This is a genomic window from Rugamonas rivuli (genome assembly GCF_009380165.1).
Taxonomy (GTDB): Bacteria; Pseudomonadota; Gammaproteobacteria; order Burkholderiales; family Burkholderiaceae_D; genus Rugamonas; species Rugamonas rivuli.
The window spans coordinates 501,817-517,691 of sequence record NZ_WHUF01000001.1; the positions used below are offsets into that span (position 1 = coordinate 501,817).

General features: G+C 63.2%; 14 protein-coding genes and 1 pseudogene. 11 read left to right on the plus strand and 4 right to left on the minus strand.

Annotation, left to right across the window (positions count from 1 at the left end; genetic code table 11):
- Positions 1-45 precede the first annotated feature (45 nt).
- The 4 genes from GEV01_RS02245 (at position 46) to GEV01_RS02260 (ending at position 3,021) form a co-directional block, all read left to right on the plus strand.
- Positions 46-990 carry an alpha/beta fold hydrolase gene (locus tag GEV01_RS02245; RefSeq protein ID WP_152801279.1) on the plus strand — a complete coding sequence of 315 codons (945 nt, stop codon included), beginning with the start codon at positions 46-48 and terminating at the stop codon, positions 988-990.
- A gap of 107 nt (positions 991-1,097) precedes the next feature.
- On the plus strand, positions 1,098-1,658 hold the full coding sequence (locus GEV01_RS02250; protein WP_152801281.1) for a PEP-CTERM sorting domain-containing protein: 561 nt from the start codon (positions 1,098-1,100) through the stop codon (positions 1,656-1,658).
- Positions 1,659-1,804: 146 nt separating this feature from the next.
- On the plus strand, positions 1,805-2,725 hold the full coding sequence (ldcA, locus tag GEV01_RS02255; RefSeq protein ID WP_152801284.1) for a muramoyltetrapeptide carboxypeptidase: 921 nt from the start codon (positions 1,805-1,807) through the stop codon (positions 2,723-2,725).
- A gap of 8 nt (positions 2,726-2,733) precedes the next feature.
- Entirely contained in the window at positions 2,734-3,021 is a 288-nt protein-coding gene (locus GEV01_RS02260; protein WP_152801286.1) for a hypothetical protein, read from the plus strand.
- A gap of 8 nt (positions 3,022-3,029) precedes the next feature.
- Here the strand turns inward: GEV01_RS02260 and GEV01_RS31475 are convergent.
- Positions 3,030-3,116: pseudogene (locus GEV01_RS31475) on the minus strand (PEP-CTERM sorting domain-containing protein); the annotation flags it as partial.
- A gap of 704 nt (positions 3,117-3,820) precedes the next feature.
- On the opposite strand from GEV01_RS31475, the gene GEV01_RS02270 reads away from it, so the two are divergent.
- From GEV01_RS02270 to nadC, 3 genes are all read left to right on the plus strand, one after another.
- A complete protein-coding gene (locus GEV01_RS02270; RefSeq protein WP_152801288.1) occupies positions 3,821-5,422 on the plus strand; it encodes an ABC-F family ATPase in 1,602 nt (533 codons plus the stop codon).
- Between the two features lie 84 nt (positions 5,423-5,506).
- Entirely contained in the window at positions 5,507-6,652 is a 1,146-nt protein-coding gene (gene nadA / locus GEV01_RS02275) for a quinolinate synthase NadA (RefSeq protein WP_152801290.1), read from the plus strand.
- The gene (gene nadC, locus GEV01_RS02280; protein ID WP_152801292.1) at positions 6,649-7,515 is read left to right on the plus strand and encodes a carboxylating nicotinate-nucleotide diphosphorylase; all 867 of its coding nucleotides are present in this window, start codon (positions 6,649-6,651) and stop codon (positions 7,513-7,515) included. The genes nadA and nadC overlap by 4 nt, the downstream gene beginning before the upstream one ends.
- 4 nt (positions 7,516-7,519) lie before the next feature.
- Here nadC and GEV01_RS02285 read toward each other — a convergent pair whose 3' ends face one another.
- Positions 7,520-8,557, minus strand: coding sequence for a DUF418 domain-containing protein (locus GEV01_RS02285; RefSeq protein ID WP_152801294.1), 1,038 nt, complete (start codon positions 8,555-8,557; stop codon positions 7,520-7,522).
- Positions 8,558-8,619: 62 nt separating this feature from the next.
- On the opposite strand from GEV01_RS02285, the gene GEV01_RS02290 reads away from it, so the two are divergent.
- Both GEV01_RS02290 and GEV01_RS31040 read left to right on the plus strand, forming a co-directional pair.
- Positions 8,620-9,195: a TetR/AcrR family transcriptional regulator gene (locus tag GEV01_RS02290; RefSeq protein ID WP_152801296.1), complete on the plus strand. Its 576-nt coding sequence runs from the start codon at positions 8,620-8,622 to the stop codon at positions 9,193-9,195.
- A gap of 103 nt (positions 9,196-9,298) precedes the next feature.
- Positions 9,299-10,078: a PEP-CTERM sorting domain-containing protein gene (locus GEV01_RS31040; protein ID WP_235914142.1), complete on the plus strand. Its 780-nt coding sequence runs from the start codon at positions 9,299-9,301 to the stop codon at positions 10,076-10,078.
- Between the two features lie 49 nt (positions 10,079-10,127).
- On the opposite strand, the gene GEV01_RS02300 is transcribed toward GEV01_RS31040, so the two are convergent.
- The gene (locus GEV01_RS02300) at positions 10,128-10,664 is read right to left on the minus strand and encodes a GNAT family N-acetyltransferase (RefSeq protein ID WP_152801298.1); all 537 of its coding nucleotides are present in this window, start codon (positions 10,662-10,664) and stop codon (positions 10,128-10,130) included.
- A gap of 10 nt (positions 10,665-10,674) precedes the next feature.
- A complete protein-coding gene (nadB, locus tag GEV01_RS02305; RefSeq protein WP_152801300.1) occupies positions 10,675-12,288 on the minus strand; it encodes an L-aspartate oxidase in 1,614 nt (537 codons plus the stop codon).
- 184 nt (positions 12,289-12,472) lie between these two features.
- Here nadB and GEV01_RS02310 point away from each other — a divergent pair, with 184 nt between their 5' ends.
- Positions 12,473-13,855, plus strand: a complete 1,383-nt coding sequence (locus GEV01_RS02310; protein ID WP_328595415.1) for a TIGR03013 family XrtA/PEP-CTERM system glycosyltransferase — start codon at positions 12,473-12,475, stop codon at positions 13,853-13,855.
- Positions 13,855-15,870 (plus strand): XrtA/PEP-CTERM system histidine kinase PrsK, encoded by a 2,016-nt coding sequence (gene prsK / locus GEV01_RS02315; protein WP_175022877.1) that lies wholly within the window; start codon positions 13,855-13,857, stop codon positions 15,868-15,870. Before GEV01_RS02310 ends, prsK begins: the two co-directional genes overlap by 1 nt.
- Positions 15,871-15,875: the final 5 nt, after the last annotated feature.

Genomic DNA, 15,875 nt, shown 5'->3' on the forward strand with positions numbered 1-15,875 from the left:
GTATGCTCAAGCTACTGTTACCGCACCATCGAAGGGGAGGCCGCGTTGGCTACCGCACAAGCAAACGGCATTACGATCGCGTACGAAGCCAGCGGCAATCCGCACGACCCTGCGGTGCTGCTGATCATGGGCCTGGGCATGCAACTGGTCGCCTGGCCGCAAGACCTGGTCGACGGCCTTGTCGAGCAAGGCTATTACGTGGTCCGCTACGACAACCGCGATATCGGCTTGTCCAGCAAGTTCGACCATTTCAAGCGCCCCAATCTGGTGCTGGCCTACCTGAAATCGCTGGTGGGCTGGAAGCAGGCGCCTGCCTACACGCTGAACGACATGGCCGACGATGCGCTCGGCCTGCTCGACGCGCTGGGCATAGGCGGCGCGCACGTGGTTGGCGTGTCGATGGGCGGCATGATCGCGCAGATCTTCGCGGCCCGCTTCGGCCATCGCGCGCTGAGCCTGAGTTCCATCATGTCCAGCAGCGGCCGGCGCGGCCTGCCGGGCCCCACTGCCGCCGCGCGCAATGCGCTGATGCGCGCGCCCGCGTCGCCGCACAACCGGCGCGAAGTGGTCGATCGCATGGTGCAGGTGTACCGCATCATCGGCAGCCCGTCGTTCCCGACGCCGGAACCTCAGTTGCGCGGCAACATCGAACGGGCACTGGACCGCAGCGTCTACCCAGCCGGCATGGCGCGGCAGATGGTGGCCATCGTCGCTTCCGGCGACCGCACGCCGCTGCTGCGCAAGATCGCCTGCCGGACCATGGTGATCCACGGCGCGGCCGATCCGCTGGTGCCGCTCGCTTGCGGCGCCGACACGGCCGCCGCGATTCCGAACGCCAGGCTGCATGTGATCGAGGGCATGGGCCACGACCTGCCGCCGCAATTGATCGAGCGGCTGCTGGCCCTGCTTGAGCTGCACCTGCGCGGCAACACGATATCCGGCATTCCTCCGCTGGCGCCGCATCGCGCGGACAGCGGCACGCATTATTGAAGACGGAGCGCCCGGCAGTGTGAATGTCAAATTAATAATTATTGTTTTCGCAATGCAAATATGGTAAGTTTTGTCCGGTTCCTTTTTTTAACCAACAGGAGTTCTGGATGAAAACCATAAATTTATTTGCATTGGCATTGCTGTCGCTGGGCGCGGCTCAGCAGGCCGCCGCCGGTACCTGGCAGTTCAGCTATACCGGCTTTTACCATCAGCAAACCCAGGCTTTTGATCCGAATTATGCGATCTCCGGAAGTTTCTCGGGAACGGACACCAACCATAACAATGTTATCGACGCCAATGAGCTCACCGGGATAGAGGTCCACAGCAACGATAACTATCTGTCCTGCGGCAGCGCCAATTCGCCGTATTACTACTGCGGAATGTCCTTTGGCTACAACCCCGGCACGCAGCAGCTGTATTTCAACATCCTGCGCACCACCACCGACCCCGAGGGATGGCGGAACACGTACACCAATGTTCAAACCGGCGTGTCGTATGTCGACGCGATTTATTTCCCCTGGCGGACGCAAATGGACCGATACGACTGGACCGACCAGACCGTTCTTTCCATCTCCGGCCCTGGACCGGTGCCCGAGCCTGGCGCGTACGCCATGCTGCTGGGTGGCCTCGCCCTGCTGGCTTGCATAGCGCGCCGCAAGCGCGGGTAGTCCGGCGGCCGCAACTTGCCGCCGCTATCGATCGGGCGGCTGCTCGCCTTGCCTGAGCTGCACCTGCGCGGTAATATGACGGCGGACATTCCTCCGCTGTTGCGACATCGGGCGGGCAGCGGCACCCATCATAGACTGAGACATTTTTGAGCACATCGACTATCGGCATCGCGATTGCCGCGACGGGCGGCTACGCGCCCGACCACGCGGCGCTGCAAAACGGCATAGAGCGCCTGCGCCAGCAGGGCCACCGGGTCCACAATTACTACGACGACGATAAGAAATTCCAGCGCTTCGCCGGCACCGACGCCGGCCGCCTGGCGCAGCTGAACGCCGCCGCCGCCGATCCCGAGGTGCAGGTGGTGATCGCGCTGCGCGGTTCCTACGGCATGAGCCGCCTGCTGCCGATGATCGACTTCCGCGCGATGGCCGACAGCGGCAAGCTGTTTGTCGGCTACAGCGATTTCACCGCGTTCCAGATGGCGCTGATGAAGCAGACCGGCCGCATCAGCTTCGGCGGCCCGATGATGTGCGACGATTTCAACCGCGAGACGCCGGTCGACTACACCATGCGGCAATTCTGGGATTGCCTGCGCGGGCCGGTGCACACGGTGCGCGGCACGGTGCCGGAGGGCGGTTCGGACAATCCGCTGGTCGACGTCGGCGGCAAGCTCTGGGGCGGCAACCTGGCGATGATGGTGAGCCTGTTGGGCACGCCGTATTTCGCGGCGCAAGCCAACGGCATCCTGTTCCTGGAAGATATCAGCGAGCATCCTTACCGCGTCGAGCGTATGGTGCTGCAGCTGCTGTACGCCGGCGCGCTGGAAGGCCAGCGGGCGCTGGTGCTGGGCGACTTCTCCGGCTACAAGCTCAGCGCCTTCGACAATGGCTACGATTTCGAGACGATGCTGGCCTATCTGCGCGAACGGCTGCCGATACCGGTGCTGACCGGCCTGCCGTTCGGCCACATCAAGGAGCGCGCGACGCTGCCTTACGGCGGCATGGCGCACCTGGTATCGAGCGCGCGCGGTTTCGATCTGGCCATCAGCGACTACCCGACGCTATGAAGCACTTGTTGGCAGTCATTGTGATGGCCGGTTGCGCGGCAGCGGCAGTGGCGGCGCCCAAGACTTCCGCAGCCAAGACTCCCGCACCCAAGGTCAAGAGCGATCCCGTGAAGGAGATGGCGGAGCAACGCAGCGTCATCGTCGAAAGCTTGTATCGCGGCGAAAGCCGGGAGCGCGCGTGCGCCATCGTGGCTCAGCAGTTTTCGCTGTGGTGCTCGGTGAGGGGCAAGGATTTCATCCTGGTCCGCGGCATGGGCACCAGGATCACTTACTTCACGACGCTGCGCGTTCCCTGAAAATAAAATCAACCGGTCTTCCGGCGGCGCGCTGCGTAGCCCACCAGGCCCAATCCGGCGAGCAGCATGGCGTAGGTCTCAGGTTCAGGAACGGGGCCGGGGCCCGTCACGGTAAGAACTGTTTGGTCGGTCCAGTTATGCTGGTGGCTCCATTGCAAGGTCACAGTCCAGATGCCAAAGTATTGTTGCTGCAGAATCGAGGAACCGGTGCGAATGTCGGTGAACCAGTAGTAAAATCCTTCCGGGTCGCTGTGATGCTCGTGTATCTCGAAATTCAATTCTCTGCTGCCTAGAAGGTAACTAAACGACGGTATGTCGCAGCGGCGACGCGGACGCATGTTCGGTAACTGCTCGCAAGGGATATAGGAAAAATCGCCCTGGAGTTTGAGGCTGGTCAGCTCACTTTTCTCTATCTTGTTGTCGAAATTGGTGTCGATGCCCGAGAAACTGCCGGCGACCCGGTAGTTTGGATCGAAGACGCCTGCGTCCGCATCGTAGAAGCCTGTGTAACTGAATTGCCAGGTGTCTGCTGTCGCGGGTGCTATTGACGCCAATGAAATAAGTGCCGATGCCAGAACATGTAATGGTTTCATACGGAATCTCCAGGTGAACGAAGAATATGCCCGCTGTAAATTTAGCATCATTTAATTATAAATAAAACATCTATTGAATTACTTGCAAGACAACGTATGACTACCATGGATTTTCACCGGCGCCTAGAGTGGTTGATGGTGGTTGCTGTATAATGCTGATCTTTCGCCTAACGGCATGATTACATTAAGAAAACTCCAAATCCAGTATGCTCTCTACAGCTAACATCACGATGCAGTTCGGCGCCAAGCCGTTGTTTGAAAACATCTCCGTTAAATTTGGCGATGGCAACCGCTATGGCTTGATCGGCGCCAACGGTTGCGGCAAGTCCACCTTCATGAAAATCCTGGGCGGCGACCTGGAGCCGTCGGGCGGCAACGTGATGCTGGATACGAACGAGCGTCTGGGTAAGCTGCGCCAGGATCAGTTCGCGTACGAAGAAATGCGCGTGCTGGACGTGGTGATGATGGGCCACACCGAGATGTGGGCCGCCATGCAGGAACGCGATGCGATCTACGCTAATCCGGAAGCCACCGACGACGACTACATGAAGGCGGCTGACCTGGAAGGCAAAGTCTCCGAGTACGACGGCTACACCGCCGAATCGCGCGCGGGCGAGCTGCTGCTGGGCGCGGGCGTGAGCATCGACCTGCACCAGGGTCCGATGAGCAATGTGTCGCCAGGCTGGAAGCTGCGTGTGCTGCTGGCGCAGGCGCTGTTCTCCAATCCGGACATCCTGCTGCTCGACGAACCGACCAATAACCTGGACATCAACACGATTCGCTGGCTGGAAGACGTGCTCAACGAGCGCAACTCCACCATGATCATCATTTCCCACGATCGCCACTTCCTGAACCAGGTCTGCACCCACGTGGCCGACATGGACTACGGCACGCTGAAGATCTACCCGGGCAACTACGACGAGTACATGTTCGCGTCGACCCAGGCCCGCAACCAGCAACTGGCCAACAACGCGAAAGCGAAAGAGAAGGTCGCCGAGCTGCAAGACTTCGTGCGCCGCTTTGCCGCGAACAAATCCAAGGCCCGCCAGGCGACTTCGCGCGCCAAGCAGATCGAGAAGATCAAGGTCGACGACATCAAGCCGTCGTCGCGCGCCTATCCGTTCGTGCGTTTCGACGGCGAGAAGAAGCTGCACCGCCTGGCTGTCGAAGTCGATTCGATCGCGAAGAAATACGACCGTCAGCTGTTCAACAACTTCAGCATCATGGTTGAAGCCGGCGAGCGCATCGCCATCATCGGCGCCAACGGCGCCGGTAAGACCACGCTGCTGCGTTGCATCGGCGGCGACGATATCGCCGGCCTGCACGCCGACCACGGCATGGTCAAGTGGGCCGAGAACGCCAACGTCGGCTACATGCCGCAGGATCCGACCGAAGAGTTCGCAGCCGGCGAAACGCTGACCGACTGGATGGGCAACTGGACCAAGGAAGGCGACGACGACCAGGCTGTGCGCTCCATCCTGGGCCGCCTGCTGTTCGGCGGCGACGAGGTGAAGAAGTCGGTCAAGGTGCTGTCCGGGGGCGAGAAGGGCCGCATGATGTACGGCAAGCTGATGCTGGGCCGCCACAACGTGCTGCTGCTCGATGAACCGACCAACCACATGGACATGGAATCGATCGAGTCGCTCAACATCGCGCTGGAAAAATATGCCGGCACGCTGATCTTTGTCTCGCACGATCGCGAGTTCGTGTCCTCGCTGGCCAACCGCGTCATCGAGATCAAGGAAAACGAGATCGTCGATTTCCGCGGCAACTACGAAGACTACCTGACCAGTCAAGGTATCGACTGATCACTCTAAAAGAATCCCGCTCCAAGCGGGATTCTTTGCAATGTGCCATAGTTATTGCTTCCCGTTTCACGTTCACTGAACACCATGCAAACCATAGACATCAAATCCGTCGAGTACGAGCATCCACAAGACGGAGCCAGCTGCACCGCCCACGCCTGGGCGCGCACGCCAGCGACTCCATCGCCTGAACAACGCATCGAACTCAAGGAGCGCATCAAGCGCCTGCTGAAAGAAAAGCAGGCCGTGCTCGTTTCCCACTACTACGTCGACGCCGACCTGCAAGACCTGGCGGAAGAAACCGGCGGCTGCGTTTCCGATTCGCTGGAGATGGCGCGCTTCGGCCGCGACCATCCAGCCAAGACGCTGGTGGTGGCCGGCGTGCGCTTCATGGGCGAGACCGCCAAGATCCTCAGTCCCGAAAAACGCATCCTGATGCCGGACCTGGATGCGACCTGTTCGCTGGACCTGGGTTGCCCGGTCGATGAATTCACCGCCTTCTGCGACGCCCATCCGGACCGCACGGTGGTGGTGTACGCCAACACCAGCGCCGCCGTCAAGGCGCGCGCCGACTGGATGGTGACGTCGTCGATCGGCCTGGACATCGTCAAGCACCTGCACGAGCAGGGCAAGAAAATCCTGTGGGCGCCGGACAAGCATCTGGGCTCCTACATCCAGAAACAGACCGGTGCGGACATGCTGCTGTGGCAGGGCTCCTGCCTGGTGCACGATGAATTCAAGGGCATCGAGCTGGACCTGCTGAAGGCCGAGTATCCGAACGCCAAGGTGCTGGTGCATCCTGAGTCGCCGGCCAATGTGGTGGCGCTGGCGGACGTGGTCGGCTCAACCACGCAGATCATCAACGCCGCCGTGGAGTCGGACGCCGATACGTTTATCGTCGCCACCGACAACGGCATCCTGCACAAGATGCGCGCCGCCGCGCCGGGCAAGCGCTTCATCGAAGCGCCGACCGCCGGCAACAGCGCCAGCTGCAAAAGCTGCGCGCATTGCCCGTGGATGGCGATGAACGGCCTGCAGAACCTGGCCGATGTGCTGGAGAATATGGACAATAATTCCGCCAACGAGATCCATGTGGATCCGGAGATCGGCAAGCAGGCGGTGACGTCGATCAACCGCATGCTCGATTTCGCGGCGGCCAAGACGGCCAAGGTTCAGCCTGGTGCTGACCTGGCGAAAGAAGCTAAACTGTTTTCGGGAATCGGTCCGGCATGAGTACTTTAGTTAATTCCTTTGCGCCGTTTGACGATGCGCTGAAGTCGGCCTTCGAAGGCAATCTGCTGGCGGCCCTGCTGGAAGACGTGGGCGCGGGCGACCTGACCGGCCTGCTGGTGCCGGACGGCGGCCGCGCCACCGCACGCGTGATCGTGCGCGAAGACGCGGTGCTGTGCGGTGCGCCCTGGTTCGAAGGCATCATGAATTGCATGCAGGCGGGCATAGAGATCGACTGGCAGTATGCCGAGGGCGATCTGATGAAGGCGGACAGCCTGGTCTGCACCATCCAGGGTCCGGCGCGCGCGCTGCTGACGGCGGAACGCGCGGCGCTGAACTTCCTGCAATTGCTATCCGGCGTGGCGACGGCGACGCGCAAGTATGTCGATGTGATCGCCGGCACCCGTGCCGCCATCCTCGATACGCGCAAGACCATGCCGGGCTTGCGTCTGGCGCAGAAGTACGCGGTGCGCGTGGGCGGCGGACAGAACCAGCGGCTGGCGCTGTACGATGGCATCCTGATCAAGGAAAACCATATCGCGGCGGCCGGTGGCATCACGGCTGCTGTGCTGGCCGCCAAGCGCTTGGAGAAAGGCGTCAGCATCCAGGTCGAGGTGGAGAGCATCGATGAGCTGGAAGAGGCGCTGGATGCGGACGCCGGTTCCATCCTGCTCGACAACTTCAGTCTCGACATGATGCGCGAAGCGGTGCAGCGCAACGCCGGCCGCGCCTTGCTGGAAGCGTCCGGCGGCATCAACTTCGATACGGTGCGGGCGATCGCCGAAACCGGCGTCGACCGCATCTCCATCGGCAGCCTGACCAAGGACGTGCGCGCCACGGACTACTCGCTGCGCATCGTCGGTTAAGGCTTCAACCGGCCAGCCTGCGCATCAGCGCTTCAACCGGGCCGCGCTCGAAATGGCGCGACCACCACCAGGCATAGACGGTGGCGGCCACGCAGAATATCAGCGCGGCCGTCACCGAAGTCGCCAGGCTCTGGCCGTCGAGCAGGCCCAGGGCTTCCATCGTTCCCATTCCTAGCAACACGTGCGCGATGTACAGCGTCAGCGTCTGGCGGCCTGCGGGTATCGCCAGTTGCAGCAGGCGCTGGCGGTGCAGCCAGTCGGCGCTGCGCAGGCACAAGCCGATCGCCAGCACGGCGCTGCCGGACGCGGCCAGCATGTACAGGGGCATCGGTGGAATGGGCTTGGTCGTCAGCAGTTCGGACAGGTCGGGCAGCAAGCTGCGCAGCACGAAACTGGCGCTTTCCGCCGTCAGCATGACCAGCGCGCCCCAGCCCATCATGCGGTGCTGGACGGCGCGCTGCGCCAGCGGCAGCTTGCCCAGCAAAATCCCCAACAGCAGGAAACCCAGCCACGGCAGCACCGGATGCCAGCCGTTGAACAGCAGGTTGCGGCCGAAGCCGGCTGGCGTCCAGAAGCCGCTGTAGGTGTAGGTGTGCCAGTCCCAGCCCGCGCTGTAGTTCTGCGTCAGCACCAGGGCGACGAACGCCAGGTCCAGCGCGACGATGCAGGCGGCCAGCGCGCGCCACGACAGCTTGAGCAGCAAGGCGCCGAACACGAAGTAGAAGGCGTAGTAGTGCAGGATGTCGGCCTCGAACAGCAGCATATTGCACAAGCCCAGCACCAGCAGGAAGAGGGCGCGGCGCAGGGTGGCGTTGACGGTTTGCGCGTGGTCGTTGCGGGCGGCGGCGATGCCCAGGCCGATGCCCGCCAGCACCACGAAGCAGGCGGCGGCCCGGCCTTCCAGCGCGCCGGCGAGCGCGGCCAGCGGGCCGTTGCCGCCCTTGATGCCCATCGCCATGCGGAAGTTGACGATGACCATGCCGACAAAGGCAAGAAAACGGGCCAGGTCTAGCCCTTGAAGACGTTGTTTCTGGTATTGCATATGGTTTCCTCATCTGGTTTGGAGTATGATGAACGAACGTTCGTTCATACTATGGGGTATTCATGGCTGAGTCAAGAAAGCAGTTGATCGTCGAGGCGGCCTGCGCCTGCTTCCTGCGCAAGGGCTACCACCAGACCGGGGTGCGGGATATCGCGGCCGAGGCTGGCATCAGCCTGGGCAATCTCTACAATCATTTCGCCGGCAAGGATGCGGTGCTGGCGGAGATCGCCGCACTGGAGGCCGAAGAGCTGACGCCCTTCGTCGCCGATCTCCAGGCTGCGGCCGATCCGGCCAAGGCCGTGATGGGATTCGCCGCCGCCTATCTCGACTACGCATCGCGCCCCGAGCATGCGCTGATGACGCTGGAACTGGTGGCCGAGTCGGTGCGCAATCCGGCGATCGCGCAGACGTTCGGCGGCAACCGCGATGGGCTGCTGGCGGTGTTGAGTACGCTGCTGGCAGCGGGAGCGGCCAGCGGCCGGCTGCGGCGCCTAGCGCACCCTGCAGAGACCGCCAGGCTGGTGCTCGATCTGGTGGAGGGCCATGCGCTGCGCGTGGTGCTGGGCGACGCCGTGCCGGACGCCGCCGCGCGCGAGGAGGTGATGAGCTTTATTGCCTATTCCCTTGGTATGCCATGAGAATTTGTCATATATGCATGTAAAAAATATTAATTAAAGCTGACTTAAATGCAATATAATCTCGCTTGTTTTTTTAACACTATTAACAAACGGAGCGAATTAGATGAAATTGCAATTTTTGGCGGGTGTCGTGGCAATGGTCGGCCTGACGGGTCTGGCCCACGCAGATGGCTTTACCAACGGCGGCTTCGAAGCCGGCAGCACCGCAGGCTGGACCACCGGAGGCGGTTATCGCGGCAACGTGTTGAACGCGGGCTTGCTGCCTGCGGATTTCCTGCCAGGCGGCAGCCTGAACGGCGATACCGGCAACCGTGGTCAAGTGATCGACGCCAGCTACGTCGATCCTAACCTGGGTGCTTTGCTGGGTTCGACCGTCCACAGCGGCAAATACGCCTACCGCGCGGAAGACACCACCAACGGCGGCAACGCTACGGTTATCAGCCAGAAGGTCAGCAACTACACCGAATCGAACATCTACTTCGCCTGGAAAGCCGTGCTGCAAAACGGCGGCCACGTGGAAGACGAATCGGCGCTGATGATGCTGACCCTGACCGACGACACCACCGGCCAGCTGCTGATCAGCCGCAGCTACAACGCCGGCTTCAGCGGTTCGGGCGTGGACAGCCGTTTCAGCACCGAAGGCAGCATTTTCTACACCCCGACCTGGCAGGTTGAGCAGCTGAGCATCGACCAGTCGCTGTCCGGCCACAGCTTCACGCTGTCGCTGCTGGCTGCCGATTGCAATCCAACCGGCCACACCGGCTATGCCTATCTGGATGGTTTCGGTTCGGCACCACCGGTACCAGAGCCTACCACCTACGGCATGATGCTGGCTGGCCTGGGTCTGCTGGGCTTTATGGCTCGCCGCAAGAAATCGGCTTAAGCGCCTCAAGGAAGAGCGCCGGCGGCAGAAATGCCGGCCGGCGCTTTTTTTATGCGCCTATGGTTTTGCGCATTTTTGCCAGCGGCACGCTGACGTTGCCCGGCAAGTTGATCTCGAATCTTTCGACCACGGTGAAGCCGCAGGCCAGGTACAGCGGCACGCCCGGCATCGTGGCGGCCAGTTCCAGCGTGCGGAAGCCGCCGGCCGCGGCCGCGTCGCTGCAATGGCTCAGCAGCAGCCGGCCCAGTCCCTGGCGGGCCGCCGACGGCTCGACGAAGAAGGCGCGGATGCGCGCCGCCTCGGTGGCCGGATCGAGCAGCGGATCGGCGCCTTGCTTGGTGCGGTCAGCGCCGAACAGCGTGCTGCGCTTGCTCCAGCCGCCGCAGGCCACCAGTTCCCCATGCTTTTCAATCAGAAAATACGTGCGGTCGGCAACCAGCTGGGTGTCGACGCCGAACACGTGGCGCGTGACGGCCGCCGCCTGTTCTTCGCTGTAGAAACCATCGCTGAGCTCGATGCCCGAGCGGGCGATCAGCGCTTCCATCGCGGGGATGTCTTCTGGCAGGGCGGCGCGCACGGCGATCATGCAGGGCTCCTTATTTGCGGCGGGACGGCGTCATGATGCTGGGCAGGGCCTTCGGCAGCGTTTCCGGATAGTCGCGGCTGAAGTGCAGGCCACGGCTTTCGTGCCGCTGCAGGGCGCTGTTGACGATCAGGTTGGCCACGTCGACCAGGTTGCGCAGCTCCAGCAAGTCGTGCGTGATGCGGAAGTTGCGGTAGTACTCGTCGATTTCTTCTTTCAGCAGCGCGATGCGGTGCTGGGCGCGCTCCAGCCGCTTGGTGGTGCGCACGATACCGACGTAGTTCCACATGAAGCGGCGCAGCTCGTCCCAGTTGTGGGCGATGACGACTTCTTCATCCGCGTCGGTGACGCGGCTTTCGTCCCAGTCCGGCAGGTAGGGCACTTCGCCGGCTTCCTTGGAGGCGATGTCGGTGGCGCAGGCGCGGCCGATGACCACGCATTCGAGCAGCGAGTTGCTGGCCAGGCGGTTGGCGCCGTGCAGGCCGGTGCAGGCGGTCTCGCCGACCGCGTACAGGCCCGGCAGGTCGGTGCGGCCTTGCAGGTCCGTCACCACGCCGCCGCAGGTGTAGTGCGCCGCCGGCACGATGGGGATCGGTTGCTTGGTGATGTCGATGCCCAGTTCCAGGCAGCGCGCGTAGATGGTCGGGAAGTGTTCGATCAGGAACTCGGCCGGCTTGTGGCTGATATCCAGGTGCACGTAGTCGAGGCCGCGCTTCTTGATCTCGAAGTCGATGGCGCGGGCAACCACGTCGCGCGGGGCCAGTTCGGCGCGCTCGTCGTGGGCCAGCATGAAGCGGGTGCCTGCGGCCGCGCCGGCTTCAGGCGGCAGCTTGAGCAGGCCGCCTTCGCCGCGTATCGCTTCGGTGATCAGGAAGGATTTGGCGTAGGGGTGATACAAGCAGGTCGGGTGGAACTGAATGAATTCCATGTTCGACACGCGGCAGCCGGCCCGCCAGGCCATGGCGATGCCGTCGCCGCTGGCGGTGTCGGGATTGGTGGTGTACAGGTAGACCTTGCCGGCGCCGCCGGTGGCCATGACCGTGTGTTCGGCGGCGAAGGTCAGCACCTGGCCGGTTTTCTCGTCCTGCACGTAGAGGCCGTAGCACTTGGGCTGGCCGCTGCCTTTTTTGCCGGGATGCAGCTTGTCCGAGGTGATCAGGTCGATCGCGCAGTGGTGCTCGAACAGCGTGATGTTCGGATGGGCGCGGACTTTTTCTTCCAGCGTCACCTGCACGGCGTGGCCGGTGGCGTCGGCCGCGTGGATGATGCGGCGCTGGCTGTGGCCGCCTTCGCGGGTCAGGTGGAAGCCCAGTTCCGCCGATTCGTCCTTGGTGAAGGGCACGCCTTGCTCGATCAGCCATTCGATCGCTTCGCGGCCGTGCTCGACGATGTAGCGCGTGGCGCTTTCGTCGCACAGGCCGCCGCCGGCGATCAGGGTGTCGTCGATGTGCTGGGTGTGGCTGTCGCCCGAATCGAGCACGGCGGCGATGCCGCCCTGGGCCCAGTTGCTGGCGCCATCCTTCAGGGCACGTTTGGAAATGATCGCGACTGTGCGCGTTTCGGCCAGGTGGAGGGCGACCGACAGGCCGGCCAGTCCGCTGCCGACAATTGCAACATCAAATTTCATGATTACGTTTGGATGCGGTAGAGAACCATGACTATAGACCATTTGTCATGAACGCGTCATATTCTGCCGATTTTCGCGGTTTTGGGACCGGAACCGGCGGGGCGATTGTGGCCGCTCAAGACGTCGCCGCTGAGTGTTGGCGATGATCGGCATTACACCGCTATTTGGTGCCGGGGAGCGGATTGTGATCAGGATATTCCACCACTATGTGTCCAAGATAGCCTTCATGCTGTTGCTGCTGGAGTTGCTGGTGCTGCTGACGGCGGCGGTGGCCAGCGCGCCGTTGTGGCTCAAGGGACGGCATGGCGCCGACCAGCTATACCTGCCGGCGCTGGCGTTCGCGCTGGTGATGGTGCTGAGCATGGGCACGCTCGGCATGTACCAGCACGATCAATCCCGCGAAGATATCAAAAGCACCTTGCTGCGCATCCTGCCGTCGTTCGTGCTGGGCTTTTGTTTGATGAATCTGCTGGCCAATATGATCCCGGGCGTGCAGTTCGGCCGGCTGGGCAGCGTGGTGTTCGTGCTGGGCGGGGCGGCGGTGTTGCTGGCGCGGCTGGTGGTGTTCACGTCGGCGCAGTCGAGCATGATGGAGCAGCGGCTGATCGTCATCGGCGACGGCGCCACGGCGCGCGATTGCCTGGAGCTGGCCGCCAGCAGCGTCGGCTTCCATGCGTTCAAGGTGGTGGGCTTTGTGCCGGTGGCCGGCGAGCTGTCCTGCGTGCCGAGTACGATGTTGCTGCCGGCCGATTTGTCGCTGCTGGCCTTGGCGCGGCGCCATGCTGCCGATGAGATCGTCGTGTCCGTCGGCGACCGGCGCAATGGCGCGTTTCCGGTGCGCCAGTTGCTGGAGTGCGCGCTGGGCGGTGTGCCGGTCACGGACGCCGCCAGCTTCTTCGAACGCGAGGCTTGTCAGATCCGGGTCGATTCCTTGCAGCCGAGCTACCTGATTTTCGGCGGCGGCTTTGACCAGAGCTTGCTGCGGGCCGCAGTCAAACGCGCCTTCGATCTGCTGGCCAGCGGGGCGATCTGCGTGGCGGCGCTGCCGGTGATGCTGCTGGCGGCGCTGGCGATCCGCATCGAGGATGGCGGGCCGGTGTTCTATCAGCAGGAGCGGGTGGGGCGCGACAACCGCTTGTTCAAGGTGTTGAAGTTCCGCAGCATGCGGCTGGACGCCGAACAGGACGGCAAGCCGCAATGGGCTACGCTGAACGATCCGCGCGTGACCGCCGTCGGCCACTGGATACGCAAGCTGCGGATTGATGAGTTGCCGCAGATGCTCAATGTGTTCAAGGGCGAGATGAGTTTTGTCGGGCCGCGTCCGGAGCGGGCGTATTTTGTCGATCAGTTGTGCGGCCAGATCGCCTATTACAACGTGCGGCACAGCATCAAGCCGGGCATCACGGGCCTGGCCCAGGTGCGCTACAGCTACGGCGCGTCGGTAGACGATGCGCTGCGCAAGCTGCAATACGATTTGTACTACGTGAAGAACAACAGCCTGTTCCTTGACCTGCTGATCCTGATTGATACGGTGCAGGTGGTGTTGTTCGGCAAGGGCGGGCGCTGATGTCCTGGCCGCTGGTGGCCGGCATCAGTTATGGCCTGGCTGCGCTGGCATATTTTCTGTTGGCTGCCTTGCTTCTGCGTGCCGGCCGATACCAGCGCGGACGGGCAGGCTTGTTCGGCGCAGCCTGCCTGGCCACGGCGGTCTGGGCGGCGGTCGCAACCGGCGGCGCGCTGCGGTGGACGGCCTGGCTGGCGGCGCTGGATGGACTGGAGGCGTTGCGTACCGCTGTCTGGCTGGCCTTGCTGCTGATGCTGGCCGGTGGCGGTGGTCGGCGGTGGGCTTGGCTGTTGACGGTCTGCGGGCTGGCATTGGCGGGCTGGGTGGCGGCGGCCAGCCAGCATGTGCTGGCGCTCGTGGCGATCCGGCTGGGGCTGGCGGTGATGGGCATGCTGCTGGTCGAGCACCTGTACCGGGGCACGCCGCCGGATGGGCGCTGGGGTATCAAGTTCGCCTGCCTGGGCATGGGCGCCTTGTTTGCCTACGATTTCTATTTGTACAGCGAGGCGCTGCTGTTCCGCCGCATCAACGAGGAAATCTGGGCCGCGCGCGGCGCTGTCAACGCGCTGAGCGTGCCCCTGCTGGCGCTGGCCGTGGCGCGCAACCCGGTGTGGGCCGAGGGCTTGTTGCTGTCGCGGCAGATGATGTTCCGCTCGGTGGCGCTGCTCGGTTCGGCGCTGTATTTGCTGGCGATGGCAGGCAGCGCCTGGTATCTGCGCTACATCGGCGGCGAGTGGGGCACGTTGATGCAGCTGGCCTGCCTGTTCGGCGCGGGGCTGCTGCTGTCGGGCGTGCTGTTTTCCGGCACCGCCCGCTCGCAGCTGAAGGTCTTCATCAGCAAGCACTTCTACCAGGGGCGCTACGACTACCGGCAGGAATGGCAACGCATCACCCACGCCATGGCCGAGGACAGCGCGCCGCTGGCGCAGCGCGCGATACAGGCGGTGGCGGAGCTGGTGGAAAGTCCCGCCGGGCTGCTGTGGCTGCGCCGCGACGACGGCGATTTTCATGCCGTGGCCCGCTGGAACATGCCGCCGCCGTCTGTTGCCGAAGCGGCCGATAGCGCGCTGTGCGGCTTCCTGGCCGCGCGCGGCTGGGTGATCGAGATGCCGGAGTGGCGGGCCGATCCGGGCCGCTACGGCGGGCTGGCCTTGCCGCGCTGGCTGGCCGGCGACGATGGCGTTTGGCTGGTGGTGCCGCTGATGCTGGAACGTAGCCTGCTGGGTTTCATTTGCCTGGCGCCGCCGCGCACCAGGCTGCTGCTGAACTGGGAGGTGCGGGACGTGCTCAAGATCGCCGGCAGGCAGGCCGCCAGCTACCTGGCACATCAGGCTTCGGCCGACAGCCTGGCGGTGGCGCGGCAGTTCGAATCGTTCAACCGCATGTCCACCTTTGTCGTGCATGACTTGAAGAACCTGGTGTCGCAACTGTCGCTGCTGCTGGTGAATGCCGAACGGCACAAGAGCAATCCGGCGTTTCAGGAGGACATGCTGGAAACGCTGGCGCATTCGCTGGCCAAGATGAAGACGCTGCTGCTGAAGCTGCGTCGTGATGAGCAGCCCGAGCGCGCGGAGCCCTTGCCGCTGGTGCCCCTGCTGGAGCAGTTGGTGCGCGATTGCGCGCAGCTGGAGCCAAGGCCGGTGCTGGAACTGTGCGCGGCGGAGCTGGTGGTGCTGGCCAACCGCCAGCGGCTGGAGCGGGTGATCGGTCATCTGATCCAGAACGCGGTGGAGGCGACGCCCCGCAGCGGGCACGTGGCCTTGCGCTTGTCGCGCAGTGGGGCTGCCGCCGTGATCGAACTCAGCGATACGGGCCACGGCATGAGCGAGCAATTCATCCGCGAACGCCTGTTCCAGCCGTTTGTATCGACCAAGAGCGCGGGCATGGGCATAGGCGTGTTCGAGAGCCACGAGTACGCGCGGGAAATCGGCGGGCGTCTGGAGGTGAGCAGCGTGCAGTCGCGCGGCACTACTTTCCGTCTCGTGCTGCCCCTGCATGCCGATGCCGCAGCCGCCTGAACTTC

What these genes read in the sequence shown, in the direction of transcription:
- GEV01_RS02250 (WP_152801281.1), top strand. Translation starts at nt 1,098, where the DNA reads ATGAAAACCATAAATTTATTTGCATTGGCATTGCTGTCGCTGGGCGCG.
- GEV01_RS02270 (WP_152801288.1), top strand. Translation starts at nt 3,821, where the DNA reads ATGCTCTCTACAGCTAACATCACGATGCAGTTCGGCGCCAAGCCGTTG.
- nadA (WP_152801290.1), top strand. Translation starts at nt 5,507, where the DNA reads ATGCAAACCATAGACATCAAATCCGTCGAGTACGAGCATCCACAAGAC.
- nadC (WP_152801292.1), top strand. Translation starts at nt 6,649, where the DNA reads ATGAGTACTTTAGTTAATTCCTTTGCGCCGTTTGACGATGCGCTGAAG.
- GEV01_RS02285 (WP_152801294.1), bottom strand. Translation starts at nt 8,557, where the DNA reads ATGCAATACCAGAAACAACGTCTTCAAGGGCTAGACCTGGCCCGTTTT.
- GEV01_RS02290 (WP_152801296.1), top strand. Translation starts at nt 8,620, where the DNA reads ATGGCTGAGTCAAGAAAGCAGTTGATCGTCGAGGCGGCCTGCGCCTGC.
- GEV01_RS31040 (WP_235914142.1), top strand. Translation starts at nt 9,299, where the DNA reads ATGAAATTGCAATTTTTGGCGGGTGTCGTGGCAATGGTCGGCCTGACG.
- GEV01_RS02300 (WP_152801298.1), bottom strand. Translation starts at nt 10,664, where the DNA reads ATGATCGCCGTGCGCGCCGCCCTGCCAGAAGACATCCCCGCGATGGAA.
- nadB (WP_152801300.1), bottom strand. Translation starts at nt 12,288, where the DNA reads ATGAAATTTGATGTTGCAATTGTCGGCAGCGGACTGGCCGGCCTGTCG.
- prsK (WP_175022877.1), top strand. Translation starts at nt 13,855, where the DNA reads ATGTCCTGGCCGCTGGTGGCCGGCATCAGTTATGGCCTGGCTGCGCTG.